21 protein-coding genes are annotated in these 25,278 nt (G+C 63.4%); 12 read left to right on the forward strand and 9 right to left on the reverse strand.

The annotated features are described in order from the left end of the window. Positions 1-45 precede the first annotated feature (45 nt). Positions 46-2,688, reverse strand: coding sequence for a 4Fe-4S binding protein (locus B058_RS0108410; protein ID WP_040724054.1), 2,643 nt, complete (start codon positions 2,686-2,688; stop codon positions 46-48). A 143-nt stretch (positions 2,689-2,831) separates the two neighbouring features. Beyond that, positions 2,832-4,796, reverse strand: a complete 1,965-nt coding sequence (gene nosZ / locus B058_RS0108415; RefSeq protein ID WP_018508035.1) for a TAT-dependent nitrous-oxide reductase — start codon at positions 4,794-4,796, stop codon at positions 2,832-2,834. A 349-nt stretch (positions 4,797-5,145) separates the two neighbouring features. Between nosZ and B058_RS16685 the strand changes: the two genes are divergently transcribed. Together B058_RS16685 and narL are read left to right on the forward strand one after the other, a co-directional pair. Further along, positions 5,146-7,068 (forward strand): type IV pili methyl-accepting chemotaxis transducer N-terminal domain-containing protein, encoded by a 1,923-nt coding sequence (locus B058_RS16685; protein WP_018508036.1) that lies wholly within the window; start codon positions 5,146-5,148, stop codon positions 7,066-7,068. Next, positions 7,065-7,724 (forward strand): two-component system response regulator NarL, encoded by a 660-nt coding sequence (gene narL / locus B058_RS0108425; RefSeq protein ID WP_018508037.1) that lies wholly within the window; start codon positions 7,065-7,067, stop codon positions 7,722-7,724. Before B058_RS16685 ends, narL begins: the two co-directional genes overlap by 4 nt. 187 nt (positions 7,725-7,911) lie before the next feature. Here narL and hflX read toward each other — a convergent pair whose 3' ends face one another. The 7 genes from hflX to B058_RS0108465 all read right to left on the reverse strand — a co-directional run bounded on the left by hflX (position 7,912) and on the right by B058_RS0108465 (position 15,203). After that, positions 7,912-9,312 carry a GTPase HflX gene (hflX, locus tag B058_RS0108435; protein ID WP_026240756.1) on the reverse strand — a complete coding sequence of 467 codons (1,401 nt, stop codon included), beginning with the start codon at positions 9,310-9,312 and terminating at the stop codon, positions 7,912-7,914. Positions 9,313-9,416: 104 nt separating this feature from the next. Next, entirely contained in the window at positions 9,417-10,421 is a 1,005-nt protein-coding gene (gene hypE, locus B058_RS0108440; RefSeq protein WP_018508040.1) for a hydrogenase expression/formation protein HypE, read from the reverse strand. Positions 10,422-10,433: 12 nt separating this feature from the next. Further along, complete coding sequence (hypF, locus tag B058_RS0108445; protein ID WP_026240757.1) at positions 10,434-12,698, reverse strand: carbamoyltransferase HypF; 2,265 nt, start codon at positions 12,696-12,698, stop codon at positions 10,434-10,436. Next, the gene (gene hypD, locus B058_RS0108450; RefSeq protein WP_018508042.1) at positions 12,691-13,788 is read right to left on the reverse strand and encodes a hydrogenase formation protein HypD; all 1,098 of its coding nucleotides are present in this window, start codon (positions 13,786-13,788) and stop codon (positions 12,691-12,693) included. The genes hypF and hypD overlap by 8 nt, the downstream gene beginning before the upstream one ends. After that, positions 13,788-14,594 (reverse strand): hydrogenase nickel incorporation protein HypB, encoded by an 807-nt coding sequence (hypB, locus tag B058_RS0108455; protein ID WP_018508043.1) that lies wholly within the window; start codon positions 14,592-14,594, stop codon positions 13,788-13,790. Before hypB ends, hypD begins: the two co-directional genes overlap by 1 nt. A gap of 17 nt (positions 14,595-14,611) precedes the next feature. Then, entirely contained in the window at positions 14,612-14,980 is a 369-nt protein-coding gene (locus tag B058_RS0108460) for a hydrogenase maturation nickel metallochaperone HypA/HybF (RefSeq protein ID WP_018508044.1), read from the reverse strand. Next, positions 14,973-15,203, reverse strand: a complete 231-nt coding sequence (locus B058_RS0108465) for a HypC/HybG/HupF family hydrogenase formation chaperone (RefSeq protein WP_018508045.1) — start codon at positions 15,201-15,203, stop codon at positions 14,973-14,975. The genes B058_RS0108460 and B058_RS0108465 overlap by 8 nt, the downstream gene beginning before the upstream one ends. Before the next feature lie 149 nt (positions 15,204-15,352). Here B058_RS0108465 and B058_RS0108470 point away from each other — a divergent pair, with 149 nt between their 5' ends. From B058_RS0108470 to B058_RS0108520, 10 genes are all read left to right on the forward strand, one after another. Next, a complete protein-coding gene (locus tag B058_RS0108470; protein ID WP_018508046.1) occupies positions 15,353-15,826 on the forward strand; it encodes a HyaD/HybD family hydrogenase maturation endopeptidase in 474 nt (157 codons plus the stop codon). Continuing rightward, positions 15,816-16,226 (forward strand): hydrogenase expression/formation protein, encoded by a 411-nt coding sequence (locus B058_RS0108475; protein WP_018508047.1) that lies wholly within the window; start codon positions 15,816-15,818, stop codon positions 16,224-16,226. The genes B058_RS0108470 and B058_RS0108475 overlap by 11 nt, the downstream gene beginning before the upstream one ends. Positions 16,227-16,271: 45 nt before the next feature. After that, a complete protein-coding gene (locus tag B058_RS0108480; RefSeq protein WP_018508048.1) occupies positions 16,272-17,351 on the forward strand; it encodes a hydrogenase small subunit in 1,080 nt (359 codons plus the stop codon). Positions 17,352-17,353: 2 nt separating this feature from the next. After that, positions 17,354-18,013, forward strand: a complete 660-nt coding sequence (locus B058_RS0108485) for a hypothetical protein (protein WP_018508049.1) — start codon at positions 17,354-17,356, stop codon at positions 18,011-18,013. 217 nt (positions 18,014-18,230) lie between these two features. Beyond that, positions 18,231-19,493, forward strand: a complete 1,263-nt coding sequence (locus B058_RS0108495; RefSeq protein ID WP_018508051.1) for a (Fe-S)-binding protein — start codon at positions 18,231-18,233, stop codon at positions 19,491-19,493. A 4-nt stretch (positions 19,494-19,497) separates the two neighbouring features. Beyond that, entirely contained in the window at positions 19,498-21,288 is a 1,791-nt protein-coding gene (locus B058_RS0108500) for a nickel-dependent hydrogenase large subunit (protein WP_018508052.1), read from the forward strand. Positions 21,289-21,323: 35 nt separating this feature from the next. Then, positions 21,324-21,896 carry a HupE/UreJ family protein gene (locus tag B058_RS0108505; RefSeq protein WP_157265698.1) on the forward strand — a complete coding sequence of 191 codons (573 nt, stop codon included), beginning with the start codon at positions 21,324-21,326 and terminating at the stop codon, positions 21,894-21,896. 53 nt (positions 21,897-21,949) lie between these two features. Continuing rightward, a complete protein-coding gene (locus B058_RS0108510; protein ID WP_018508054.1) occupies positions 21,950-22,267 on the forward strand; it encodes a hypothetical protein in 318 nt (105 codons plus the stop codon). Between the two features lie 55 nt (positions 22,268-22,322). Beyond that, positions 22,323-23,363, forward strand: coding sequence for a V-type ATPase subunit (locus B058_RS0108515; RefSeq protein WP_018508055.1), 1,041 nt, complete (start codon positions 22,323-22,325; stop codon positions 23,361-23,363). Further along, the gene (locus B058_RS0108520; RefSeq protein ID WP_018508056.1) at positions 23,363-25,246 is read left to right on the forward strand and encodes a V-type ATP synthase subunit I; all 1,884 of its coding nucleotides are present in this window, start codon (positions 23,363-23,365) and stop codon (positions 25,244-25,246) included. The genes B058_RS0108515 and B058_RS0108520 overlap by 1 nt, the downstream gene beginning before the upstream one ends. Positions 25,247-25,278 lie beyond the last annotated feature (32 nt).

Consider the following 25,278-nt stretch of genomic DNA (forward strand, 5'->3'; position numbering starts at 1 on the left):
TGATTGGCCATGCGGCGTGCGCCCACCGTGCTGTCGTCCTGACGGCTAGTAAAACCATTGCAGCGCCGGCAGGCCTTGCAGGAAATCCAGTATCCCCGTGCCCTTCATGATCAGGAACAGCACGACGGCAATCAGCAGGTTCTTGAATGCCACGTAGGAGGCCATGTCGGCCCAGGAGGCTGGACGCAGGTTGCGCCCCCACCATGGGCCATCCTTGACGTAGGGCTTGCAGCGCATGCGCACCACCAGTTCGTAGGCACTCCAGCCCAGCCACCAGCCGAGCACGATGCCGGGGCCGATCTGGCCCGCTGCGCCGAGCACCCAGACCCAGGTCACCAGCACGGTCAGCGCGAACGTGGTCGCCTGCAGCAGGATAGGCTGTTGGAAGACCTTACGGCTCCAGGGGAACAGATGGTCGAAGAACTCCTGTCCGATGAAGGCGGGCAGGCTTTGCCGCACGGCGGTGGCTGGCGAGGCGGCAGCGGCAACAGGCACGATGGGGATGTAGTAGCCGTCCGCCCCGATGGCCGTCAGCGGCTCGCCGGCCTTGGTGCGGCGCTTGCGTTCCTGGGCCAGCGGCGGGCAGGCATGGGTGTCGTAATAGAGGACCTGGCAGTCGAGACACAGCAGGCATTCGCGCTGGTCGATGCGGCCGGCGTCGTCGATCGCCTGCGAGCCGCACCCGACCTGGCAGGCCGCACACGGGCCGCATTCCTTCTTGCGCTTAAGCCCCCACCAGCGGAAGGTCGAAGGCACCGCAAGTGCCGCGCCGAGCGGGCACAGATACTTGCAGAATGGGCGTTCGAAGAAAGCCGACGCGACGATCAGGATGGTCCAGAAAGTCACGAAAGGCCAGGAGCGGTTCCACACCCCGACCAGGAAGGTGGTTTTGAACGGTTCGACTTCGGCGAGCTTTTCCGCCAATCCCATGGAATAGAAGGACACGGCGAGCAGGATTGTAAAAATGCCGTACTTGATCCATTTCAGCCGATCATGCCAATTCTGCGGCAGCAGGTGGCGCTGGTAGCGCTTCAGTCCCAGCTTGCCGGCCACATGGTAGACCAGTTCCGCGAGCGACCCGTAGGGGCACATCCAGCCGCAGAACATCCCGCGCCCCCAGAAGAACGTGGTGACGATGATGAAGATCCAGAACAGGAAGACGAAGGGGTCGGAAAGGAACAGTTCCCAGCGCCACTCGAACAGGATGGCGTGAAACCAAGTCAGCACCTGGGTGATCGAGGGCACGGCCAGCAGGTAGAAGCCGACGAAGCCGATCGACGAGACCCACAGCAGGTAACGCGGGATTTCCTTCCAGCGCGTGTCCTTCATCGTCGAGCGCCGGACCAGCTTGTCGCGCAATGCATAGACGGTGCCCGCAGCGACGAGCCATAGCAGGAACAGCGCGACCTCGATCTTGCGCGACTTCCATACTTTTACCCAGGTCGCCTCCGGCTTGACGATTTCCGGGCGCCCGCCTTCGAGGTAGCGGGCGGGCAGCCAGTATTCCCGGTCGAAGCTGGCGAAGGTCTTGGTGCCGGTCTGCCGGTCTATCTTGTTGGCGAGGTACACCAGGCTCCAGGGATAGGCCGCACTGAAGGTCGGCGAGCGGATGATGAAGATGGCCGACTCCCTATAGTGGGGCGCGCCGGCCGCCTCGATGCCATACAGGTTGAGATAATCGAGGTCGCGGAAGGTGAATGAATCAATATCCTGGGACACCAGCACCCGGTCATAGATGCCGCCGCGCACGAAGCCCGAGCCCTTGAAGGATCCCGTGCCGTCGGCGATCAGGAAGATCGCGTGTTCGCCCGGCTTGAGCTTGGACATGAGCGCGGCATAGCCATGCTCGCCCAGTACGCTGCGCCCGATCGTCGGGGCGTTGAGGTAACCGAAATAGATGTCGATGTAGGGTTGTCCGCCGGATCCCTGGCCGATTTCATCTGCCTTGACCTTGAGTTCCTGGACGCTGCCTTCATTGAGCAGCGCTTGCCAGTCCAGCGTGCCCGGCACGTCCCTGAACTTCGCCTGGGGCCGGATCGTCGGCTTGACGATGCCCACCTGCCGGGCGACTTCAAGACCGCTGCGCAGGATGACCTGGTTCTCCGCGATCACGGTCACGGTGGCACCGGAAATCGCGTCGACCCCGATCATGCCTTCGCCCGGCCGGGACGAGCCGACTTCGATTTTGGAGCCGACGAACTTGCCGAGGTACTGCTTGACGAACTTGGTGAGCTGCGACTCAGGAATGCCCACCAGCAGGATGGGCTCGGAGTGCTTCAGAACCCGGACACCGGTGATGATGCCTTTGGTATCCATACCGATCAGCGTCACCACGGGCTTGCCCGAGTAGGCGGGAATATCCACGACGTCGGTGGACAGAAATACGTAGCCGATCAGCTTGCGGTCATTTTTCCTGTCGCTGTCGTCCGCATCGTGATGGTCCTCCTCGCCATGGCCGTCTTTCCGTCTCTGGTAGGCCTCGACATAGGCCGGTTTACCCATGCGGGGGGAAAAGCTGTCGGCGCCGGGCATCACGTCCTTGCAGGGTACGTACGCGCACAGATCGGGATCGGTGGAGAGTTGCACCGGCAGCGGCGCTTCATAGCTGCCGGCGGCGGCCAGTCCCGGGACGCAACACAAACAGAGTATCGTCAGGAAGCGGACGATAGGGCAGGCAAGATAATTCATGAAAAACACCGCAAATGTCGGAACCAGGATGCACGCGACGAATCCGCAGCATACCGCAGTCGCGTGTTTGTCCGCCGGCAAGCCGGCGGACTCGGAACCTGATCGTCCGTTCCGTCCCATCAGGAACGGAACAGCGCAACCGGTCAGGCTTCGACGAGCATGCGGCTGCGCATCTCCAGGTGCAGCGCATGGCAGAAATTGGTGCAGTAGCACCAATAGACGCCCGGCTTGTCGGCGACAAAGGTCACCGATTTGGTCTCCTGCGGGTTGACGATGAACTGGATGTTGTACTTCGGAATGGCGAAGCCGTGAGTCAGATCCTCGACCTTGTCGTGGTTGGTCAGGATGATCGTCACCTCGTCACCTTTCTTGACCTTGAATTCCCGCAGGCTGAAGGCCGGCGCCTGGCTGGTGAGCTTGATGGTCACCTTCTTGCCGTTGCGGAAGACGCCCGAGTCCTTGGGATCCTTCACCGCCAGCGGGAACTCGTCCATGTTGTACACCTGGCGCGTCTTGATGATGTCGCGGCGGACGATGATCGAGTCGTGCGGCTCCGAATACACCGAATGGTCGGCCACCAGCTTCATCTTGTCGCCGCTGATGTCGATCAGCTGGGCCGTCTCGGCATGCAGTGGACCCACGGGCAGGAAGCGGTCCTTGGAGAACTTGTTGTCCGAAATGAAGTAGCGGCCATCCGATTCCTTGGTCTCGCCCATCGAGGTGAAGCCATGGCCGGGCTGGTAATGGACGTCGATGCGGTCAAGCACCACCTTGGCCTGCTTGTCGCCCTTGAATGCCTTGATCGCCGCTTCCACGTTCCACTTCACGATCTGGCTGTCGAGGAACAGGGTGGTGTAGGCGTTTCCCTTATTGTCGAAGCCGGTGTGAAGCGGCCCAAGGCCGATCTCGGGTTCGCCGACCACTGCGTCGCGGGGATTGGCCAGGCCGCCATCGAACCACTTCAGTACCAGGGCATGCTCGATGACCGAGGCGGTTGGCGAGAGTTTGCCCGAGCAGACGTAGTACTTGCCGTCGGGGCTGATGTTTACCCCATGGGGATTCTTCGGGATCGGCACATAGCACGTCAGCGCGGTTTTTGGATCCTGGTTGGATTCCATCGTGCCATCCACCACGGGAACCTTGGAGCTGCCGATATAGCGCACCTTGCCCGCCTTCACAGCCTCTTCGATGCGGGCCACGTTGAAGAACAGGCAGGCATCCATCTCCTTGGCCATCATGTCTTCGTAATGGAGGCCTTTCTCCGTGTTGTACTGGTTGGTCGCCGCCAGCTTGCCGTCGTAGGAGGACGCCACCAGGTCACAGTTGCCGTCGATCAGCACCTGCCAGCGCATCTCCATGGAGTTGGAATCGACGCAGCTGAAGATCGATTTGTACTTGCTGCTGTCGTCCAGATCCCGCCCGTCATTGGGTAGGGGTATCGCGAATTCGGCGCCGCAGAACACGCGGGTGGTGTGATTGACGCTGGAGTCGACCGGGTCACGCTTGTCGGGGAAGGTGCCATGAAAACCCTGGACATTCGGCAGTTCGATGATCTTGTCGCACTCCATGGTGTCCATGCGGACGCGCGCCAGGCGACCATGGATCTTGTCGTTCACGAACATGTACTTGCCGTCGTAGACGCCGTCAGTGTAGGACTGGTGCAGGTGGTGGGTGTCGCCGGTGGTGTATCTGGGGGTGCCGTCCGCCTTGGTACCCAGGATCGCCTTGGATTCGTTGGTGACGCCCCAGCCAACCAGGGCATCCATGTTGAAGACCGGGATGCGCTTCAGTTCGCGGCCGGATGGAATGCCGTAGATGCGTACTTCGCCCGAATGGCCACCGCTGGAAAAAGAATAGTACTCATCGAGCTGGCCCGGCGGAACTTCGTATTTGCTGTAATCGACACTGCTGGCCTGGGCCGCGGGGGCACCCGCGCCGGCGCCTTTATCCGTCGCCGGCGCCGATTTCTTGTTGCATGCAGACAGGCCCAGCGAAAGCCCTGCGCCGGAAAGCCCGACCAGGGCGGCGGTGTTCATGAATTTTCGGCGGCCGAGATCGGGTTGGGTATCGGATAGTTTGCTATCGTCCTGCGTATGGTCCTGTGTCATGTCGTGGTGCTACCCATCTTGAAAATAATCGGCATTTCCATTCGGATTGGCGCTAGACAATCCGGATCGTTCGAATCCGGCAGGCGGTCATCCCGACCACTTGCCGCTGCGACATAATGTCGCATTTGGAATCTAGCATATAAAGAAAATCCGATCTCTAGGTCTGCAAATATTGATTTGAATCGCGGTGTTGTCGGCATGCTGCGCCGACCAAAAGATGTATGGCGGAAGATTGTTAAGCCTATGTTTTCACAACAAATCGGCAGATCGTTGCTAGCATGATCATGAATAAATGGTACTTTCGAGGTACCTCTTTATTTTCGGACGCCGAACCGGCCCTAAGGCGGATATGAACGAGAAACGTGGCTTCCTGCAGCATTCGCTGCTGCTGAAACTGGGTGGGGCGCTGGCGCTGATCGCCTGTTTCGCCATCCTCGGCATGGCCAGCTCGGGCATCATCGCCGAATCGGTGCAGGGCAGCGGCGAAGCGATCAACCTTGCAGGCAGCCTGCGCATGCAGACCTACAAGATGAGCAGCCTCGTACTATCGGACAGGCAGTCGACAGACGGGAATGCTGCCGCCCGGCTTGGCGATGCGATCGACACGTTCGAATCTACTCTGGCCGACCCCCGCATCAGGGAATTGATGCCACGGCAGGCCGAAACCGAACTCTCGCGCAGCTATGCGACCGTGCTGCAGGCCTGGCAGAAGATGAAACCGCGTTTCAGAGCAGAGTTGAATGGCAGCGCGTCTGCAATGGCAAACCAGGCTCCGCTGATCGCGGAGGTCAATGGGTTCGTCGACAAGATCGATCACCTGGTCAAGCAGATCGAACGCGATACCGAAGCGAAAATCCTGGTCCTGCGCATGGTGCTCGGGGCCGCCTTGCTGATGACACTGCTGGTCGGTTCACTCACGCTGTATCTGGCACGCAACGACCTGATCCTACCCCTGCGCGACCTGTTGTCATTTGCAGCCAATGTCGGCCGGGGCAATCTCGCGGTGCGCACCGAACACACCGGCAGCGACGAACTCGGACGGCTGGGCCAGGCCTTCAACCACATGGCCGAGGACCTTTCCAGGATGTATCAGAACCTGGAAGCGCGGGTGGAGGAAAAGACTGCCGAGCTCACCATCGCCAACCGCTCGCTGGAATTGCTCTATCACTCCATCGCCCGGCTCTACAACGGGCCGGTGGCAGCGAACACCTATGCCATCCTGCTGAACGATCTGGAGAATGTCCTCGGCGTCGGACACGGCCTAGCTTGTCTGGTGGAGGCCGGCGAGACCCGTGCGCGAGTGATCGCCAGTACGCTGCGCCCAGACGGCGGCGATCCCAATCAGTGCGGTCTGATGAGTTGCGCCGAATGTCTCGCCCACCGGACGCTGGCCGTCCATGCGCTGCAGGATGGCCGTCGCATGCTGACGTTGCCGCTCAAGGATACCGAACATCATTATGGGGTGCTGCAACTGGAGATGCCTCCGGGCAAGGAACTGGCGCAATGGCAGACCCAGCTGCTTGAGGCCTTATCGCGCCATATCGGCATCGCCATCGGCACCGCGCGCCGTACCGAGCAGACTCGCCGGTTGTCGCTGCTGGAAGAGCGCGCCGCGCTGGCGCGCGAACTGCACGACTCGCTGGCGCAGTCGCTCGCCTACATGAAAATCCAGGTCAGCCGGTTGAAACCATTGTTGCCTGCTGCGGACCCGGCGTCACAGCCCGGCGCAGGCAACGAGGCCCATGAAGTTCTGGCCGAGTTGCGCGAAGGCCTCAACAGCGCCTACCGCCAGTTGCGCGAACTGCTCACCACTTTCCGCCTACGTATCGAAGGAGAAGGCCTGGGCGCCGCCTTGCAGGACACCGTGAATGAATTCACCGCCCGTGGCGGCATTCCCATCAGGCTGGACGTGCATCTGACCGGCTGCACGCTCACGCCCAACGAGGAAATCCACGCCCTGCAGATCGTGCGCGAGGCGCTCTCCAATGTACTCAATCATGCCCGGGCGCAACAGGCGGAAATCAGCGTTCACTGCAACAGCGACGGGTCGGTGTCGGCGATTGTGACCGACGACGGCATCGGTGTCCGTCAGGCAGCAGGGGCGCATCATTATGGAATGACGATCATGGAAGAGCGGGCCAGAAATCTGGGCGGCCAGTTGAGCGTCGAGAACCTTCCTGCCGCCGGCACCCGCGTCACCCTGCACTTCATGCCGGCCGCGCGGCGCGACATTCTTTCTCTTTCTACCGAACAATTGCCCCCATCCTTATGAATCCATCCGATACCTACACCATCCTGGTCGTTGACGACCATCCCCTGTTCCGCAAGGGCGTGATCCAACTGATCCAGGCCACCCCCGAATTTCGCTTTGTCGGCGAGGCCCCCAGCGGCAAGGAAGGCATCCAGCTGGCGCAGCGCCTGCATCCCGACATGATCCTGCTCGATCTCAACATGAAGGATATGAACGGCGTCGAGGTACTGAAGGCGATCAAGGACGAAGGCTCCGATTCCCGCGTCATCATGCTCACCGTGTCCGACCAGGCGGAGGATTTGATGGCAGCGCTGCAGGCCGGCGCCGACGGTTATCTGCTGAAGGACATGGAACCAGAGGATCTGATGCAGAAGCTGGTCGAGGCTGCGCACGGCAAGATCACCATCAGCGAGCGTCTGACACAGTTGCTGGTCGCCTCGCTGCGCGAGAAAAGCCGTCCGACCGGTCTTGCCGAAGCCGGCCTGACCGAACAGGAAAGCCGTATTCTCGATCACCTCGTCGGCGGCAAGAGCAACAAGCTGATCGCCCGCGACATGAATATCGCCGAAGGTACGGTGAAGGTCCACGTCAAGCACCTGCTGAAGAAGCTCAACCTGCGTTCGCGGGTGGAAGCGGCCGTATGGGCAGATCGCTGTCGCAGACAGGCCAAATCCTGACAGCTGTCGGTTTCCTCAGTCGAGGATGATGGGGTTGAGAACTATCGGGCGTCGGATGAAGATCTGGAAAGGCACGACATACTCTCCGATGGCGGCGATGCAAGAAAAATCGAGTGCTTGCCCGACGCGCAAGAAGAGTCACCACTTTCATTGTGCGAACGATGGGCGGGCTCGATACGGCGATTCCTCAATGCGTCTGGCCAAGCTGCTCGCGCAGACTGTCCAGAACCGCCTGCTCGCCCCGCACGCTGAAGAACGCGCCTTCAGCGTCGGCACGCTCGGCCAGGACCTCGCAGCGCGCGAATATTTCCCCGCGCAGTTGCTGGGCCGACCAGGGCAGGAAAAGCTCGGCCTCGACCAGGTCGCGCTGGAAAAAAGCAACGATCGCCTGGTGTAGTTTGGCGACATCGTCGGGACGGCGCGCGCTCATCACGATGCAGCCGGGATACGCGGCACGCAGAGCGGTTTCGCGTTCGGCCTGTGCCGCCGTGTCGCCGACGTGGTCGATCTTGTTGAAAATCCGGATGCGCGGCACATCCTGCGCTTCGATCTCGTCCAGCACGTGCTCGGTGGTTTCGATCTGCCGTTCGAACCCGGGGTCGCTGGCGTCGATGACATGAAGCAGCAGCGAGGCATCCAGCGCTTCTTCGAGCGTGGACTTGAACGACGCGACCAGTCCGTGCGGCAGGTTCTTGATGAAACCAACTGTGTCGCTGACCAGCACGCGCGGGACGCTCTCGGGGTACAGGGTGCGCACGGTGGTGTCGAGCGTGGCGAAGAGCTTGTTGGCGACCAGCACCTCGCTGCCGGTGAGTGCGCGCATCAGCGTGGACTTGCCTGCATTGGTGTAGCCGACGAGCGCCACGCTGGCGAGCCCCTGGTGCGCTTGCCGCCGGGCACGCTGGGTCTTGCGGTCCGCATCCATCGCGGCGATCTCCTTCTGCAGCTCGGCGATGCGGTCGCGGATCTTGCGCTTGTCCAGTTCGGTGTGCGACTCGCCGGCCCCGCGTCCGCCGACGCCGCTGCGTTGCCGCCCTTGTGGTCCCGCGAGCTTCGCCGCCTCGCGCAGACGCGGCGCCAGGTAACCCAGACGCGCGATTTCCACCTGCGCGCGCGCAGCGGGGGAACGTGCGTTGCGGTGGAAGATCTCGAGAATGACCATGGTGCGATCCATCACCTGGCAGCCGACTTCGTTTTCGAGGTGGCGCGCCTGCGACGGGGAAATCTCGTGGTCGACGAAGATGACGTCGATCGGGTCGGGCGAGACCGGCGCCGTGTCGTCCATTCCCTCGACAACCGTGTCGAGGCGATACAAGGGGTTCAGCGAACGAACGCCGGGCTCGGTTTTGTCGTCCGGTTTGCCCTGAACAAAATGGTGGATCTCCCGCCGCTTGCCTACGCCCAGATAGGCCGTCGAGTCGAAGCCGGACCGTTTTTGCGTGAACGTGCGGGTAACAGTGAATCCCAGTGTCTTGGCCAGCTCGCGCAGTTCAGCCAGCGAGGCTTCAAATTCCATGTCGCTCACCCCTGGGAGCTGAACCGACGCCACGACGGCGTACTGAGGGGCTTCTTGGACTTCTTTTTGCATGCGGCTTGGTTTCTGTGGGGTGAGCGAAGCCGGGTATTATCCGTCAATGCAATCGGCACAAGTGTTGAAACTGCATTTTGTCGTGAGTGTCGTTACACTGCGCTTCAGCAGATCCGTGGCAGCGGGTCGTCTTCCAGTTCGTCCAGTACGCGCCGGCCGCCAAGGCCGGTTTCCAGGATCACTCGTGTGCCGCCTGTTTCGACGCGGCCGATGATGCAGGCATCCCGCCCTTCCGGCAGGGCGTGCCAGCGGGCAAGTACGTCGTCGGCTGCGAAGGGGTCGACGATGGCGACGACCCGGCCTTCGCAGGCCAGGAAATACGGGTCGTAGCCCAACATTTCACAGACCGACACGACTTCCGGACGCAGCGGTACCGCGTTTTGGTCGAGCACCACGCTGTGGCCGCTGGCGCGCGCGATTTCGTGGGCCACCGTGGCGAGTCCGCCGCGCGTCGGGTCGCGCATGAACTTGAGATGGGGAAAGTCGCGCACCGCGCGCGTCAGCGGCAGCACCGAGGCCGAATCGGAACGCAGCTCGCCGGACAGGCCGAACTGCTCGCGTGCCAGCATCACCGCGATGCCGTGATCGCCGACCGGACCGGATACCAGCACCACGTCGTCCGGTGCGATGCGGTCCATCGCCAGCCGGGTGGATGCGCGCCGCACGCCGATGCCGGCGACGGAGAGATACAGGCCGCTGCCTTCGCCCCGGCGCACCACCTTGGTGTCGCCGGCCACGACGACAACATGGTTCTGTCGCGCAGCCCGCGCAAAGCTGGAGATATAGCGATCGAGCGCACTGATTTCCAGTCCTTCCTCGATGAGTGCGGACACGGTGAAATAAAGCGGGTCGGCCCCGGCTACAGCCAGGTCGTTGACCACGCCATGCACGGCGAGCGAGCCGATGTCGCCGCCGGGAAATTCAAGCGGCTCGACAGTGAAGCCATCGGTGGTGACCATGAGCTCGCCGTCCACGTGCGGTAGCGTGACGGCATCGGCGTCGGTGTCGAGCAGCGGGTTGCCGAGATGGCGGGCAAAGACGTCGGTGATGAGTTCGCGCATCAGGCGGCCGCCGTTGCCATGTGCGAGAAGGATGCGGGTGTCGTCCATGGAGAGTCTTTATTATTGATGAAGGAATTCGATGACCTGGCCGAAGCTTAATCCGGCATCGTTGACGGGAACACGTTGGGGCAGATGAGCGTTGAAGCCTGCGCGCTCAAGCAGGCCGATCGCGGCTTCCGCAAGCACGCGGTTCTGGAACACGCCGCCGGTGAGGCCGACCGACCGGATGCCGGTTTGCGTGCGCAACTGTTTCGCCTGTTCGACCAGCGCCTGCGCCAGGCTCAGATGAAAGCGGGCCGCGCGCTCGGCGGCGGGGCGGGCCGTGTCGCCGAGCATGGGCAGCAGCGGCGCCCAGTCGGTGCGCCATAGGCCGAGCGGGTCGCGCGCGAGCGGCAGCTCGACGGCATCGCCAGTGGATGCGGCCGCGGCCGCATCCAGCCGCATCGGTGCCTCGCCCTCGAAACTGGCGTGGGTGCAGACGCCACACAAGGCCGCGGCGGCATCGAACAGGCGCCCGACGGCGGAGCTGGCGGGGCTGTTGAGCCGGGCCGACCATGCCTGATGCAAGGGTTCGGGCGCAAAAGGTACCCGCTGTCCCGTTTCCCACAGTAGTGCCGCCGCGGCGCGCCACGGTTCGCGCCCGGCCTTGTCGCCGCCAGGCAGCCGAAAGGGTCGGAACGAGGCGGCATGCTTCCAGCGGGCGGGCGCGCCTGTGAAGGCCTCGCCACCCCACAGCGTGCCGTCCTCGCCGAGGCCGACGCCATCCCACGCAAACACGATCCAGTCGGCGACATTCGGGAATTCCCAGGCCAGCGCGGATGCGTGGGCGTGGTGATGCCAGACCTCGAACACAGGCAAGCCGCCAGCGCGGGCATAACGGCGCGTGCCGTAGCCGGGATGACGGTCGACGATCAGACGTGTTGCCCGCACCTGATACAGGTTTTGCAGATCGGCCGCTATCTGCGCCAGCGTGTCCTGGCTGCGTGCGGTGCCGAGTTCGCCGATATGCGGCGAGATGACGGCGCGCGATCCCCAGGCGAGACAGAGCGTGTTCTTCATGTGGCTGCCGAGCGCCAGCACGGGTTCGGGCAAGGAAGCAGGCAGTTGGAGTTCCAGTGGCGCATTGCCGCGTCCCAGGCGCAGCGGCCGCGTCACGCCGGCGATGACGCGATAAACCGGGTCGTCGGCCGGCCGCACGATGGGCCGGTCGTGGTGCAGGAAGGCGTCGGCAAGGTGGGCGAGCCGGGTTTGCGCTTCCATGTTGTCGGTCAGTACCGGTTCGCCGGAGAGATTGCCGGACGTGGCCACCAGTGGCCCGCCGAAATCGGCGAGCAGAAGATCGTGCAGCGGCGAGTAGGGCAGCAGGCAGCCGATTTCCGCGAGACCGGGTGCGATGAGGTCGGAGAGGCCGGATTCTGCCTGTTCCGGCAGCAGCACGATGGGGCGTTGGGCCGACGCCACGAAATCCGCCAGTTCCGGTGTCATATGCAAGGCACGGCGCAGGGTATCGGGATTGCGGAACATCACCGCCAGCGGTTTGGCCGGGCGCGACTTGCGTGCACGCAATGAAGCGACGGCGACATCGTTCGCGGCATCGCACATCAAATGGTAGCCGCCGACGCCTTTCACCGCGACGATCTTTCCGGACTGCAGTGCGGCGACGGCTGCGGCCAGCGCGGCCTCGTCGCCGTCGGTCGTCTTATCTCCCGAGACGAACTGCAGGTGCGGACCGCACGCCGGGCAGGCGATGGGTTCGGCATGAAAGCGGCGGTCGAGCGGATTCTCGTATTCCTGCCGGCAATCCGCGCACAGCGCGAAGTCGCGCATCGCCGTGTTGGGGCGATCGTAGGGCAGGGCGGTGATCAGCGTGTAGCGCGGCCCGCACTGGGTGCAGTTGATAAAGGGATAACGATGGCGGCGGTTGGTGGGGTCGTGCAGTTCGGAGAGGCAGTCAGCGCAAACGAAACCGTCGGGGGGTAAGTGGATGGACCCTGCATCGGCCGTTTTTGAGGATGCATCATTCAGGCAGGCCTGGGTCGATGCTGCGCTGTCGAGGATGGAAAATCCCTGAATCTGTTCCGCTGCACAGTCCCGGATGGTGAGCGGCTCGGGCGCCGCCAGTGGTGGTGCTTCGCTCAAAAGCGCGTTGCTGAATTGAAGGAGTTGCGCGGGACGACCTTCGGCGTGGATCTCCACAGCGCCATTGGCGTTGCGCACCCAGCCTGTGATGTCGTGCTGGTGTGCGAGCCGGTAGACGAAGGGCCGGAAGCCTACGCCCTGCACCCGTCCGCTGATCGTGATGTGTTGAGCTGCGCGCTCAGGCATCGACGGCTACGCGCACGCCGCCCGCCCACCAGATGCGGCAGGCGCCTTCGTCCGACACCATGCAGGGGCCGACCGGATTGCGCGGGGTGCAGGCCTTGCCGTAGATGCGGCACTGGTTGGGGTAGATCTTGCCAAGTACCACCTGCGCGCAATCGCAGCCGGGTGGCATTTCGCCGGCGCGGCGGCGGCCGGGGTCGGTGTGGTCGGGAAACAGCAGGCGCGCGTCGTGTTGTGCAAAGGCAGGCCTCAGCGCGTAGCCGGAGTTTGGAATGATGCCGATGCCGCGCCAGTTGGCGTCGACGACCTCGAGTGTGTGATCGAGCAGGCGGCGGCCGGTCGGATTGCCGCCCGGGTGGGCGACTTCGCGATAGCAATTGTCGAGAAAGCGCTCGCCGGTTTTAAGCTGGCGCAGCACGGAATAAAACGAGGCGAGCAGTGACTCCGTGCCAAAGCCGGCCACTGCGGCCGGAATCTCGTGCCGGTCGATGACGAAAGACCATTCTTCCGGCCCCATGACCGTGGAAACATGGCCGGGTGCGACCAGCGCGTCGAAGCCGGGGCTACCAGAATCAAGCAGCATCGCGACTGCCGGCCAAGTCAGGCGGCCGGACAACAGGATGCTGAGGTTGTCGGGAATCCCTTCGGCCAGCATGGCGGCTGTCGGTGCCGTGGTAGTTTCGAATCCGGCGGCGAAGAACACCACTGGGCGATCGGGATTGTCTTGCGCGATCCGGCGCGCATCGATGGGGCTGGCGATCGGACGGATATCGGCGCCGGCGGCCTGCGCCTCGGCCAGAGAGCGCACCTCGCCTTTTTTTACATTGACCGGCACCCGCAACATGTCGCCGAATGCAACCAGGATGACCTTGTCATGCAACGCCAGCCGGATCGCCTGGTAGACGTCTTCCTCCGGGCACACGCATACCGGACAGCCGGGGCCCGGCACCAGTTCGAGCCACTTCGGCAGTGCGCCGCGCATGCCGGCGTGGGTGATCGAACGCTCGTGGCCGCCGCACACGTTCATGATCTTGATCGGGCGGTCGAATTCGAAGGCATGGATCTTGTCCAGCCAGGCGCGGGCGTTGTCCATCAGGCCGTGGCGCGGTGATATTTCATGCCGTCGCTCTGAATGGCAGGGCGGCGCGATTGCCCGATGGCGACGCGCGCGCGTTGTGCCGCAAACTGTTCGCGCAACCAGGTCAGCCAGGCGTCCATACCCATGTCCTTGCGTGCCGACAGCCGCATTACCGGCGCCGGGTTGGCGAGGTTGCGCAGATGCGCCTCGGCCTTGTCCGGGTCGAAATCGTCGAGCACGGCCAGCAGGTCGGTCTTGGTCAGCAGCATGGCATCGGCGGCGCGGAACATCACCGGGTACTTGGCTGGCTTGTCGTCGCCTTCGGTGACCGAGAGCAGGGTGACGTTGAGATGCTGGCCGAGGTCGAAGCTGGCGGGACAGACCAGATTGCCGACGTTCTCGATGAAGAGGATGTCGACGCCGTCGAGATTCATGTGATGCAGCGCATCGTGCACCAGGTGGGCATCGAGATGGCAGGCGGTGCCGGTGACGATCTGGTGTGCCTGCACGCCCTTGGCGCGGATGCGTTCGGCGTCGTTCTCGGTTTCCAGGTCGCCCTCGATCACGGCGCAGGTGAATTCGTTTTTCAGTGCGGTGAGCGTGGCCTCCAGCAGCGCGGTCTTGCCGGAGCCTGGCGACGACATCAGGTTGATCGCGAGGATGCCGTGCTGATCGAAATGCGTACGGTTATGCCTGGCCTGGTCGTCGTTCTTTGCCAGCAGGTCCTTGAGCACGGAGACGGCGGTCGCGCCCTTGGAAACGGGCTTGAATGCGAGGTGCTTGTTGCCGGGAGTGAGGTTGCAGCCGCAGGTATCACACATTTTTCAGAGGCCAGGAGTCAGGATTCGAGGGGCAGGGCGGGCGCCGTTTCGAGTTCGACGCTTTCGAGCAGCAGCTCGTCGCCGGACAGGATTCGAGTATGCCAGTCGCCGCAGGCGCCGCAGAGCAGGCGATTCATCGCGGCCTCGGTCTCGGCGCCGCAGGTCTGGCAATGTACCCGGATCGGCGCATGGGTGAATTCGAGTTCGGCGTGATCCATGCGGCGGCCGGCCGCCGCGAGTGGAAAAGCCGTAGCCAACAGGTCAGGCACGACGCCAGCCAGCGGGCCGATGCGCACGCGGATCAGGATGGCGCGGCTTGCCTGATGCTGATCGATCACGGCATCCACCTGTTCGACGAGCGCCTGGGCGACAGCCAGTTCATGCACCGTTTTCCTCCAGGATCTGGTCGAGCAGCTCCCAGGTCGTGCGGGCGTCCGACTCGTCGATCTTCTGGATGGCGTAGCCGACATGCACCATGACGAAGTCGCCGACGACCGGCAGCGTGTCCTGCATCATGAACAGGCTGACATCACGCCATACGCCCTTGGCCTGGCAGCGGGCGGTAAAGCCGTCGATCGATTCGATCTGCATCGGAATGGCGAGACACATGGGCGGTAACCAGAATCTACATTCAAACCAGTATATGTGATTTGCCGGCCCTGTGCCGGATCGGAAATATTACAAAATAATGATGGAGAATCAGAAGCTTGAGTGAATTACTTGGTTGTTATTCTAATTTTAAATGGTAGATTAAATCGATGAAAACGCTTGTACTCGGCATCGGCAACACCCTGCTCACCGACGAAGGCATTGGCATTCATGTCCTGCAGGCGCTTGAACCCGAGCTGGCAAACTGGCCCGATGTGACCCTGCTCGATGGCGGCACACTTTCGTTTACCCTGGCGGGACCGATCGAGGAGACCGATGCGCTGATCGTCGTCGATGCCGCCAATATCAAATCGAAACCAGGTGACTGGGCATTGCTGGAGGGGGAGGAGATGGATGCATTCCTGATGAGCAATCGCAAGGCCTCGGTGCATGAGGTGGGGCTGACCGATCTGCGCGTCATCGCCATCCTGGCCGGGCACTGGCCCGAGAAGCGCGCCATGCTGGCTATCCAGCCGCAGACCATCGACTGGGGCGAGCATCCTACCCCTGCCGTCGCGGCCGCCATTCCCCCCGCCTGTACGGCGATCCGTGACTTGATCCGGGCATGGCGCCATGTCATTTGATTCCATTCCCATACACGTCGTTCCGCCGGGTGAACCGGGCCTCACCGGCAATGCGCCGCCGCTTCTGCGCGAATTGCTTGAGATGGTGCGGCGCCTGCTTGAGACTGGCGAGCCATCCGCCATCGATCTGTCCGCGCTGCCGCTGACGCCAGCCGATCTGGACTGGCTGCGCGACAAGCTCGGCACCGGTGAAATCGGCGTCACCCTGCAGGCCAATGGCGAATCCACACTGAACGAAACCGCGTGCCCCGGCGTGTGGTGGGTCACGCATCACAACGAACAAGGCGCGGTGACGTCGCAATTCATCGAAGTGGCATTCGTTCCCGATCTGGTCAAGGCTCATCCCCGGGATGTGGAAATTGGATCGGAATATCTTGAACTGCTGGTATCCGACCTCTAAGGTGTAGGAGAGTTCGGGAATGTTTCTTGTCAGGAGGCACGCATCATGCAGGGTCCGTTGATCGATACGCTTGCGCGGCGAGGGGTGACTCGCCGTACCTTTCTCAAGTATTGCGCGACGCTGGCCTCGATGATGGCCTTGCCGCCGACGGCGGGCCGCGCCATGGCCGAGGCGATGGCGGCTGCGCGACGGCCGTCGGTGATCTGGCTGCCGTTCCAGGAATGCACCGGGTGCACCGAGTCGATCACGCGTTCGCACTCCCCCACCATCGAAGGCATGATCTTCGACATGATCTCGCTGGACTATCAGGAGACGCTGATGGCCGCAGCCGGCCACCAGGCCGAGGAAGCCCGGCAGAACGCGATGAAGGACAACGCGGGCAAATATCTGCTGATCGTCGACGGCTCGATTCCGCTGGGACACGATGGCGCCTATTCCTGCATCGGCGGACGCTCCAATGTGGACATGCTGAAGGAGGCGGCTGCTGGTGCAGCCGCCGTCATCGCCGTGGGCTCCTGCGCCTCTTTCGGTGGCATCCCGAAGGCCAACCCGAATCCGACCGGCGCCGTCTCGGTGTCCGATCTCGTCAAGGACAAGCCCATCGTCAACATTCCCGGCTGCCCGCCCATCCCGGTGGTGATGACCGGCGTGCTGGCGCATTACCTCACCTTCGGCAGCCTGCCGGAGCTTGACGACAAGGGGCGGCCCAAATCCTTCTATGGAAACACCATCCACGACCGCTGCTACCGTCGCCCGTTCTACGACCAGGGCAAATTCGCCAAGACCTTCGACGACGAAGGCGCTCGCCAGGGCTGGTGCCTGTTCGAACTCGGCTGCAAAGGGCCGGTGACCCACAACGCCTGCGCCACGGTGAAATGGAACGGTGGCACCTCGTGGCCGGTGGAATCGGGACATGGCTGCCTGGGCTGTTCCGAGCCCGATTTCTGGGACGGCGGCAGCTTCTACAAGGCGTTGTCGGCGCCGGCCGACCCGCTTAAATTCGCCGCTGCCGCCGCGGTCGTTGGCGCCGGCGCTGGAGTGGCGGTCAGCGTCGCCAACCGGGTCAAGAAAAATACCGCCAAGGCGACGCATGAGACCACCACGCTGGCCGACCTGGAGAAATAGGCATGAATGATCTGCAATTTCTGACCTGGACCCGGGGTCCGGGCCTCGACATCGCCGTCGGCATCTTCCTCCTGGGCGTGCTGTGGCGCCTGATCGAAATCTATACGCTCGGCCGCAAGAAGGATCTCGCCGCACCGCGCCACGCTGCCGGCGCGTCCGGCCTCCATACGGTGTTCCGGCGTTCGTTGCCGCCGCCCGGCATGCTGAAGCGTTCGCCGGTCAGCTATGTCGGCGGCTATATCTTCCACATCTGGCTGGCGATCATCGTGTTCCTGGGCGCCCCGCACATCCTGCTGATCGAGAACCTTGTCGGGCTGTCGTGGCCAGCGCTGCCCTCGCAGTTCATCGGTCTGACGGCCGTGGTGACGATGGCAACGATGGTGGTGATGCTGGCCGACCGCATCAACAAGCCGGTCAAGCGCTTCCTCAGCACCTTCGAGGACTGGTTCACCTGGACCGTGACCTTCCTGCCGGTGCTGACGGGGTGGATGGCGACGCAGCACCTGCTGTTGCCCTACACCCAGATGCTGGCGCTGCATATCCTCTCCGCGGAGATCCTCCTGGTGGTGCTGCCTTTCAGCAAGCTGTTCCACGGCTTCACGCTGTTCGGCTCGCGCTGGTACAACGGCCGGGTGAATGCGCACAAGGGGGTGCCGGTATGAGCAGGGAGCAGGGGCCCCGCTTTGCGGGGATGCGACCGCCCGCGAATACCGGCAGCGACCGACGCGCCGGCTTCGGTGTAAGTGACATCGCGACGGAGGGCGTACGTATGAGCAGGGAGCAGGGGCCCCGCCAGGCGGGGATGCGGCCGGCCGCGAATGCCGGCAGCGACCGACACGATGGCTTCGGAATAATTGAACTATTCAAGGAGGGAGCGGTATGAGCGCCTCACTCGAAAAAGGCATCCACGCCCTCAAGGAAGTCATCGACGCGCCCATCGCCAGCTATTTCGAAAGCTGCGTGCACTGCGGCCTGTGCGCCGAGGCCTGCCTCTTCTATACGGAAACCGGTGACCCAAAGTACACGCCGATCCACAAGCTGGAACCGCTGCGCCGTGTCTACGAGCAGGAATACACGCTGCTAGGGCGGCTGAAGAAGGTGGTCGGCCTATCCAAGCCGGTGACCGACGCCGAACTCGACCAGTGGCAGGAACTGGTGTACGACAGCTGCACGATGTGCGGACGCTGTTCGCTGGTCTGCCCGGTGGGCAACGACATCGTCTACATGGTGCGCAAGTTCCGCGAAGGCATGGCGGTGTCCGGCCACGTCCCCGATGGCATCCGGAGCGCGACCAAGCGCACGGTCGAGCTCGGCGGGCCGATGGGTCTGAAGTGGCCGGCGGTCGCCAATGTACTCAAGCACGTCGAAGAAAACACCGGCTTGAAGATTCCCGTCGACCAGGCCGGTGCCGATTATCTGGTGCTGCTGTCGTCGATGGAAATCGTCAACTACCCCGAATACATCGAAGCGCTGGCCAAGATCTTCCACAAGGCCGGCATCAGCTTCACGCTCGCGTCCGACGCCTACGAGGCGACCAACGCCGGCATCCAGATCGGCAGCTCCGACCTCGCCAAGGTGATCGTCTCGCGCATCGTCGACGCCGCCGAGAAGCTGAAGGTGAAGAACGTGCTGTCGCCCGAATGCGGCCATGCCTACATGGCGATCCGCTGGGAAGGCCCCAACCTGGTCGGCCGTCCCTTCGGCTTCAATGTCGTGCACGTGCTGGAACTGCTCGACGAACTGCGCCTGAAGGGCGTGCTGAAGATGAAGGACAAGCTGAAAGACCCGCTCATCCTGCACGACCCCTGCCAGATCGTGCGTCGCGGCGGCGTGCTGCAGGCGCCTGAGCCGCTGATCCAGCAGGTCGCGGAGAACTACATCCCGATCGCCGACAAGCAGAAATTGAACTGGTGCTGCGGCGGGGGCGGCGGGGCCTCCGCGATCCACACCGAGGAGGCGGAAGCGCTGCGCGCCAAGGCTTTCAAGATCAAGAAGCGGCAGATCGAGGAAGCGGGCGTCGACACCATGGTGACATTCTGCGCCAACTGCCGTATCACGATCGAGGAAGGGTTCGACCATTACGAAATGAATACCAAACTGCTCGGCCTGACCGAGCTGCTGGCGGAACACCTGGAGGACTGAATACATGACCACAGCACAACGCGTCGTCGTCGACCCCATCACCCGCATCGAGGGTCACCTGCGCATCGAGGCCGAAACCGACGCCAGCGGCAAGATCACCCACGCGTATTCGGCCGGCACCATGGTGCGCGGCATCGAGATCATCCTGCGCGGCCGCGACCCGCGCGACGCCTGGGCGTTTGCCCAGCGCATCTGCGGCGTCTGTACCCTCGTTCACGGCATCGCCTCGGTGCGTTCGGTGGAAGACGCGCTGCACCGCGCCATCCCCAGCTACAGCATTCCTCACAATGCCGAGCTGATCCGCAACCTGATGATCGCGGCGCAATACGTGCACGACCACGTGATGCACTTCTATCATCTGCACGCGCTCGACTGGGTCGACGTGGTGTCGGCGCTGAAGGCCGACCCCAAGGCCACCTCGGCACTGGCGCAATCGATCTCCGGCTATTCGAAATCGTCGCCGGGCTACTTCGCCGACGTGCAGAAGAAAGTGAAGACCTTCGTCGAGCAGGGCCAGCTCGGCATTTTCGCCAATGCCTACTGGGGCCACCCCGCCTACAAGCTGCCGCCGGAAGCCAACCTGATGGCGGTGGCGCACTACCTCGATGCGCTCGCTTGGCAGCGCGACGTGGTCAAGCTGCACACCATCTTCGGCGGCAAGAACCCGCATCCCAACTTCGTGGTGGGCGGCGTGCCCTCGGCCATTTCCGTGCAGATTGGCGCCGGCCAGGGCAAGGGACCGCATTTCCACGGCGGCCAGGGTGGCACCGCGCTCAACGAGGTGGGGTTGCAGACGATACAGAATGTCATCCGGCAGATGCGCGAGTTCGTCGACCAGGTCTACGTGCCCGACACGCTCGCCATCGCCGGTTTCTACAAGGACTGGGCAGGGCGGGGAGAAGGCCTCGGCAACTTCCTGTCGTTCGGCGACCTGCCCTCGAAGGGTTTCTGGGACACCGACTCCTACCTGATTCCGCGCGGCGTCATCCTCAACCGCGACCTCACCAAGATCCACCCCATCGACCTTGATGCGGACAACGAAATCCAGGAGTTCGTCAGCCATTCCTGGTACAAGTACAGCCAGGGTGACGGCAAGGGGCTGCATCCGTTCAAGGGCGAAACGGAACTCAACTACACCGGGCCGAAACCGCCGTATGAACAGCTCGACGTCGACAAAAAATATTCCTGGTTGAAATCGCCGCGCTGGCAGGGCAAATCCATGGAAGTCGGCCCGCTCGCCCGCGTGCTGATGCTGTATGCCAGCGGCAACGCCCAGGCCAAGGAACTGGTGGGCTACACGCTGAAGACCCTGGACGTGCCTGTGGATGCGCTGTACTCCACGCTTGGCCGTACCGCCGCGCGGACGCTGGAATCGAAGATCCTGGCCGACGCCATGCAGGGCTGGTACGACCAGTTGATCGCCAACATCAAGGCCGGCGACGTCCGAACCTTCAACGAGCAATACTGGGAACCCTCGACCTGGCCCAAGCACATGCAAGGCGTCGGCCTGATGGAAGCGCCGCGCGGCGGCTTGAGCCACTGGATCGTCGTCGACGACGGCAAGATCAGCAACTACCAGGCCGTGGTGCCGAGCACCTGGAACGCCGGCCCGCGCGACATGCAAGGCCAGCCAGGCGCCTACGAGGCGGCGCTGCAGGACAACCATGTGATGCACGATCCGAAGCAGCCGATCGAGATCCTGCGCACCATCCATTCCTTTGATCCTTGCATTGCCTGTGCCGTCCACGTGACCGATCCGGATGGCGAGGAACTGGTGCAGGTGAAAATAAAGTGACTTGCCGTAGAGATTTTGAACGTGGAGAGCATGCAATGAAACCGATGAACTACTCGCGCACGATCGTCCTGACTGCCCTCTGCCTGTTTGCGGGCACGGCATACGCACACCCCGGCCACCCTCCGACCGGTTTCGCCGGCGGCTTCGCGCATCCGTTTCTGGGTGTGGACCACCTGTTCGCCATGATCGCGGTCGGCCTGTGGGCCGCGCAGCAAGGTGGGCGGGCGCTGTGGGCGGTGCCGGCGGCGTTTGTCGGTGCGATGGGCATGGGGGGCATGCTGGCCTGGACAGGGGGGGCGCTGCCGCATGTCGAGACGGCCGTCGCGCTGTCGGTGCTGCTGCTTGGGTTGCTGGTCGCCACGCAACAGCGCGCCTCCGTCATCGTCGGCATGGGCATCGCCGGCGTGTTCGCACTCTTCCATGGCTATGCGCATGGAATGGAAATGCCGCAGGCCATGTCGCCCATACTGTATGCCCTGGGTTTCGTGTTGGCCACGGCTTGCCTGCATGGCGTGGGCATTGCCGGCGGCCTGCTGGGCCGGCGCGCGATGCGGATGGCGGGCATCGGCATCGCGGCTACCGGTGCGGCCTTGCTGGTCCTGGCGTGATCGGACGGCATGCGCCGGGCCATTTCTGAACCGGACTGAAGGAAGTCAATCGGGTGGATGATTCGCTGCAAAGACTGCTCGACGCCGAGGCCCGTGCGCAAGCGGTCATTGATGACGCCAGCCAGGAGCGCCAGCGCATGATGGACGACGCGCTGGCTGCCGTGCGCGGCGCTGAGGCACGTTTCGACGCCGGGCGAGCCGAGTTGCGCGCGCCTTACCTGCACGAAGCGCAGGGACGTGCCGACCAGATGGTGGCCGAACTGACGCGCAAATACGGCGAGCGTCAACGCATGCTGCGCGAACTGGCCGCCCGCCACGAGTCCGAAGCCGTGGATGCGGCGCTGGCCCTGTTACTCGATCCGACCTTATGAAGGTTTCCCGGACAACCTGAGGGACAGGGCCCCCGAATCGCGTCAGCCCGCTGCCATGTCCGCTTACCTCGATACCCGCGTCAGTCTGTATGCCGGCCGCCTGTGGCCGGACGATGCACTGACGGCGCTGATCGAGGCGCCGGAGGGCACTGTGGCAGAAAGGCTGATCGGGCACGGATTGCCGCAACTGGCAACGGGGTACGACCGGGCCAGCGGGGCCCAGGATCCCCGCTCGCTGGAGCAGCGCATCATCGCCCAGATCCTGGACGAGACGCGCGTACTGGTCCGGCCCCAATCCGGGGCGGCGCGTGCGTTTCTGACCTTCTGGACGGCGCGCTTCGAGATGTCCAACGTAAAGACCATGCTGCGCAGCAAGATGACCAACGAGCGTCCCGCGGCCATCCTCGCCCGGCTGATTCCGATGGGGACATTCGGCCGTCTGGACAACCAGGACCTGGCGCACGCCGAGGATATCGGCGAACTGTTGCGCCGCCTGGAGGCCGGTCCCTATGCTGGCATCGTGCGTCGCGCGCGGCGCGCGTTCGAACAGAGCCGCGATCCGTTCAGCCTCGATGCCGCGCTCGATCGCGGCTACTACGAAGGCCTGGTCCAGCGCGCCCAGCCGCTAGAAGAGGCGGTGGGTGCGCCGTTCCGCAGTCTCATGGCCAATCTCATCGACCGCATCAACCTGGTCTGGCTGTTGCGTTACCGCTTCAACTACGGATTGCCGCCTGCCGAGGTGTATTACCTGTTGGTGGCGTCGCATTACAACTTGTCCGGCGCGCGGCTACGGGATCTCGCTGCGCAGGACAGCCTGGAGGCCGTGCTGGCCGCGCTGCCTGCCGCGTGGCAGGCCCGTCTGGCGGGTGCGACGGACGTGCCCGATGTTTTCGCGCGCATGGAACATGTCGCCGCCGAACAGGCCTTGCGGGTGCTTCGTTCCCGCGCGCCCGGCATCGCCCGCGCGTTCGCCTACCTGATCCTGCGCGAACGTGACCTGCGCGCCGTTCGTGCGGTACTGCGCGGGCGCCATCTCGGCTTGCCTGACGACGATATCCGTCTGGCACTGCGACGCGCACCTGCCGAGCTCAACTGATGCTGCGCGCCGAACCCCTGCTCAGGATTCAATTGCTGGTGTTGGCGTCCGAAGCGCAGGATGCCGCCCTGGCGCTGGCCCGCTTCGGCGTGTTCAATCCGGCGCCGTGCAGGGAGACCGCGCTTGCTGAATCGCCTGCGGCTGCGTATCGCGAAGCCTGGCTCGAAGCGGAAGCCCGCTTGTCCAAGCTGCAGGAGGAATGCGGCGACACGGGCCCCCTGAACCTACCGGCGGACGCCGAAGCACCGTCGCTCGCCGATCTGCAGGAACTGAACCACTGGCTGAAAGAGGTATGGAAAGACTGCCTCGATTGCCATGGGAATGAGGCAAGGATCGAGGATGCGCGCAGCCACCTCGGGACGCTTGAGGACACGCTGGCCAAGCTGGAAGGGTTGAATGTGAATCTGGCATACCTGCTGCGTCCCGACAGTCTGCTGTCGGCGAGCATCGGCAGCTTGCCGGGGGCGGAACTCAAACGGGTGACCGAAGCCTTGTCCATGACCGGGTATCTGGTGTCGCGTTTCGATCAGGCTGGCGAACAGGTGTTCGCGGTGATTGCCGGGCCGCGCAGCCGTCGGAACGAAGTACGCGGCCTGCTGGCTCAGGCAGGCTGGCGCGAACTGCCGGTACCAGACGAACTACGTACCCATCCGCAGGCGGCACGCGCCTGGCTGGAAGCCGAGCGCATGCGCTTGAACATGCAAACCGGGGCAGCCTGCCAGGTCCGGGACGGACTGCGCGAACAATTCGGTCCGCGCCTGCATGAAGCACGGTTGCGTCTGGCCCTGGCGCGTCCACTGGCCGAGGCCGCACAGGCAGGCATACTCGGCCGCGGTGGGCTGGCTGCCTTGTCGGGCTGGATCCCGCGCCGACAGCTGGATGAATTGCGTGAAACCCTGGACGCGCGCCTGCACGGCCGCTACTGGCTCGACCCGCGCGAACTTACGGCCGGCGATGCGGCCGAGGTGCCATCGCTGGTGCGCTATCCGGGCTGGCTCAAGCCCTTCGTGCCGCTGGTGAAAAGCTATGGGGTTCCGCGTTATGGCGAATTCGACCCGGCGTTGCCATTCGCCGTCACCTACCTGCTACTGTTCGGCGCCATGTTCGGCGACATCGGCCACGGCGCGGCGATCCTGCTGTTGGCGCTGGCATTCGCGCGGCGCCTCGGCCAGATGGTCTGGATAGGCGTGGCCGCCGGCGCCGTGTCGATGCTATTCGGTTTTTTCTACGGCAGCGTCTTCGGCTACGAGGACATCGTCTCGCCGCGCTGGCTGTCGCCGCTGCACGATCCGATCCGCGTGTTGACGATAGCGGTGACGTTCGGCGTCAGTTTCATCGTGTTCACGCTGCTGGTCAACGTACGCAACAAATGGGCGGCCGGACGGGGTGGCGAGGCGTTGTTCGATTCCAGTGGCCTGGCCGGCCTGGCATTCTATCTCGGCGCCGTCGGCGTCCTGGCGAGCCTGGCCGGCGTGGCGGATGTCGCGCAAACAGCCTGGATACTGGCCGGGCTGGGAATCGCCGGGGTGGCGGCATTCAAGTGGCATGAAACCCGGGCGGGATTGGGGGAGCGCATGCTGGTCACTTTCATCGAAACGCTGGAAACCGCGATCAACCTGTTTTCGAATACGCTGTCGTTCATGCGCGTGGCGGCCTTCAGCCTCAACCATGTGGCGCTGGCGCTGGCGGTCTTCACCCTGGCGCACGGCCTCGGCATGGTCGGCCATGGGGTCACGCTTGTGCTGGGCAATATCGTCATCATCGTACTGGAAGGCGGCATCGTTGCGATCCAGGCACTGCGTCTGATGTATTACGAGGGGTTCTCGCGCTTCTTCAGCGGAGACGGAAGAGAGTTCGTGCCGTTGCGAATCGAGAAGGCGTGAGGGGTAAGCCGTGAGCAGTGAGCGGAGTTGTC

The organism is Thiobacillus thioparus DSM 505, assembly GCF_000373385.1.
GTDB classification, from domain to species: Bacteria; Pseudomonadota; Gammaproteobacteria; order Burkholderiales; family Thiobacillaceae; genus Thiobacillus; species Thiobacillus thioparus.

What these genes read in the sequence shown, in the direction of transcription:
- B058_RS0108410 (WP_040724054.1), bottom strand. Translation starts at nt 2,688, where the DNA reads ATGAATTATCTTGCCTGCCCTATCGTCCGCTTCCTGACGATACTCTGT.
- nosZ (WP_018508035.1), bottom strand. Translation starts at nt 4,796, where the DNA reads ATGACACAGGACCATACGCAGGACGATAGCAAACTATCCGATACCCAA.
- B058_RS16685 (WP_018508036.1), top strand. Translation starts at nt 5,146, where the DNA reads ATGAACGAGAAACGTGGCTTCCTGCAGCATTCGCTGCTGCTGAAACTG.
- narL (WP_018508037.1), top strand. Translation starts at nt 7,065, where the DNA reads ATGAATCCATCCGATACCTACACCATCCTGGTCGTTGACGACCATCCC.
- hflX (WP_026240756.1), bottom strand. Translation starts at nt 9,312, where the DNA reads ATGCAAAAAGAAGTCCAAGAAGCCCCTCAGTACGCCGTCGTGGCGTCG.
- hypE (WP_018508040.1), bottom strand. Translation starts at nt 10,421, where the DNA reads ATGGACGACACCCGCATCCTTCTCGCACATGGCAACGGCGGCCGCCTG.
- hypF (WP_026240757.1), bottom strand. Translation starts at nt 12,698, where the DNA reads ATGCCTGAGCGCGCAGCTCAACACATCACGATCAGCGGACGGGTGCAG.
- hypD (WP_018508042.1), bottom strand. Translation starts at nt 13,788, where the DNA reads ATGGACAACGCCCGCGCCTGGCTGGACAAGATCCATGCCTTCGAATTC.
- hypB (WP_018508043.1), bottom strand. Translation starts at nt 14,594, where the DNA reads ATGTGTGATACCTGCGGCTGCAACCTCACTCCCGGCAACAAGCACCTC.
- B058_RS0108465 (WP_018508045.1), bottom strand. Translation starts at nt 15,203, where the DNA reads ATGTGTCTCGCCATTCCGATGCAGATCGAATCGATCGACGGCTTTACC.
- B058_RS0108470 (WP_018508046.1), top strand. Translation starts at nt 15,353, where the DNA reads ATGAAAACGCTTGTACTCGGCATCGGCAACACCCTGCTCACCGACGAA.
- B058_RS0108475 (WP_018508047.1), top strand. Translation starts at nt 15,816, where the DNA reads ATGTCATTTGATTCCATTCCCATACACGTCGTTCCGCCGGGTGAACCG.
- B058_RS0108480 (WP_018508048.1), top strand. Translation starts at nt 16,272, where the DNA reads ATGCAGGGTCCGTTGATCGATACGCTTGCGCGGCGAGGGGTGACTCGC.
- B058_RS0108485 (WP_018508049.1), top strand. Translation starts at nt 17,354, where the DNA reads ATGAATGATCTGCAATTTCTGACCTGGACCCGGGGTCCGGGCCTCGAC.
- B058_RS0108495 (WP_018508051.1), top strand. Translation starts at nt 18,231, where the DNA reads ATGAGCGCCTCACTCGAAAAAGGCATCCACGCCCTCAAGGAAGTCATC.
- B058_RS0108500 (WP_018508052.1), top strand. Translation starts at nt 19,498, where the DNA reads ATGACCACAGCACAACGCGTCGTCGTCGACCCCATCACCCGCATCGAG.
- B058_RS0108505 (WP_157265698.1), top strand. Translation starts at nt 21,324, where the DNA reads ATGAAACCGATGAACTACTCGCGCACGATCGTCCTGACTGCCCTCTGC.
- B058_RS0108515 (WP_018508055.1), top strand. Translation starts at nt 22,323, where the DNA reads ATGTCCGCTTACCTCGATACCCGCGTCAGTCTGTATGCCGGCCGCCTG.
- B058_RS0108520 (WP_018508056.1), top strand. Translation starts at nt 23,363, where the DNA reads ATGCTGCGCGCCGAACCCCTGCTCAGGATTCAATTGCTGGTGTTGGCG.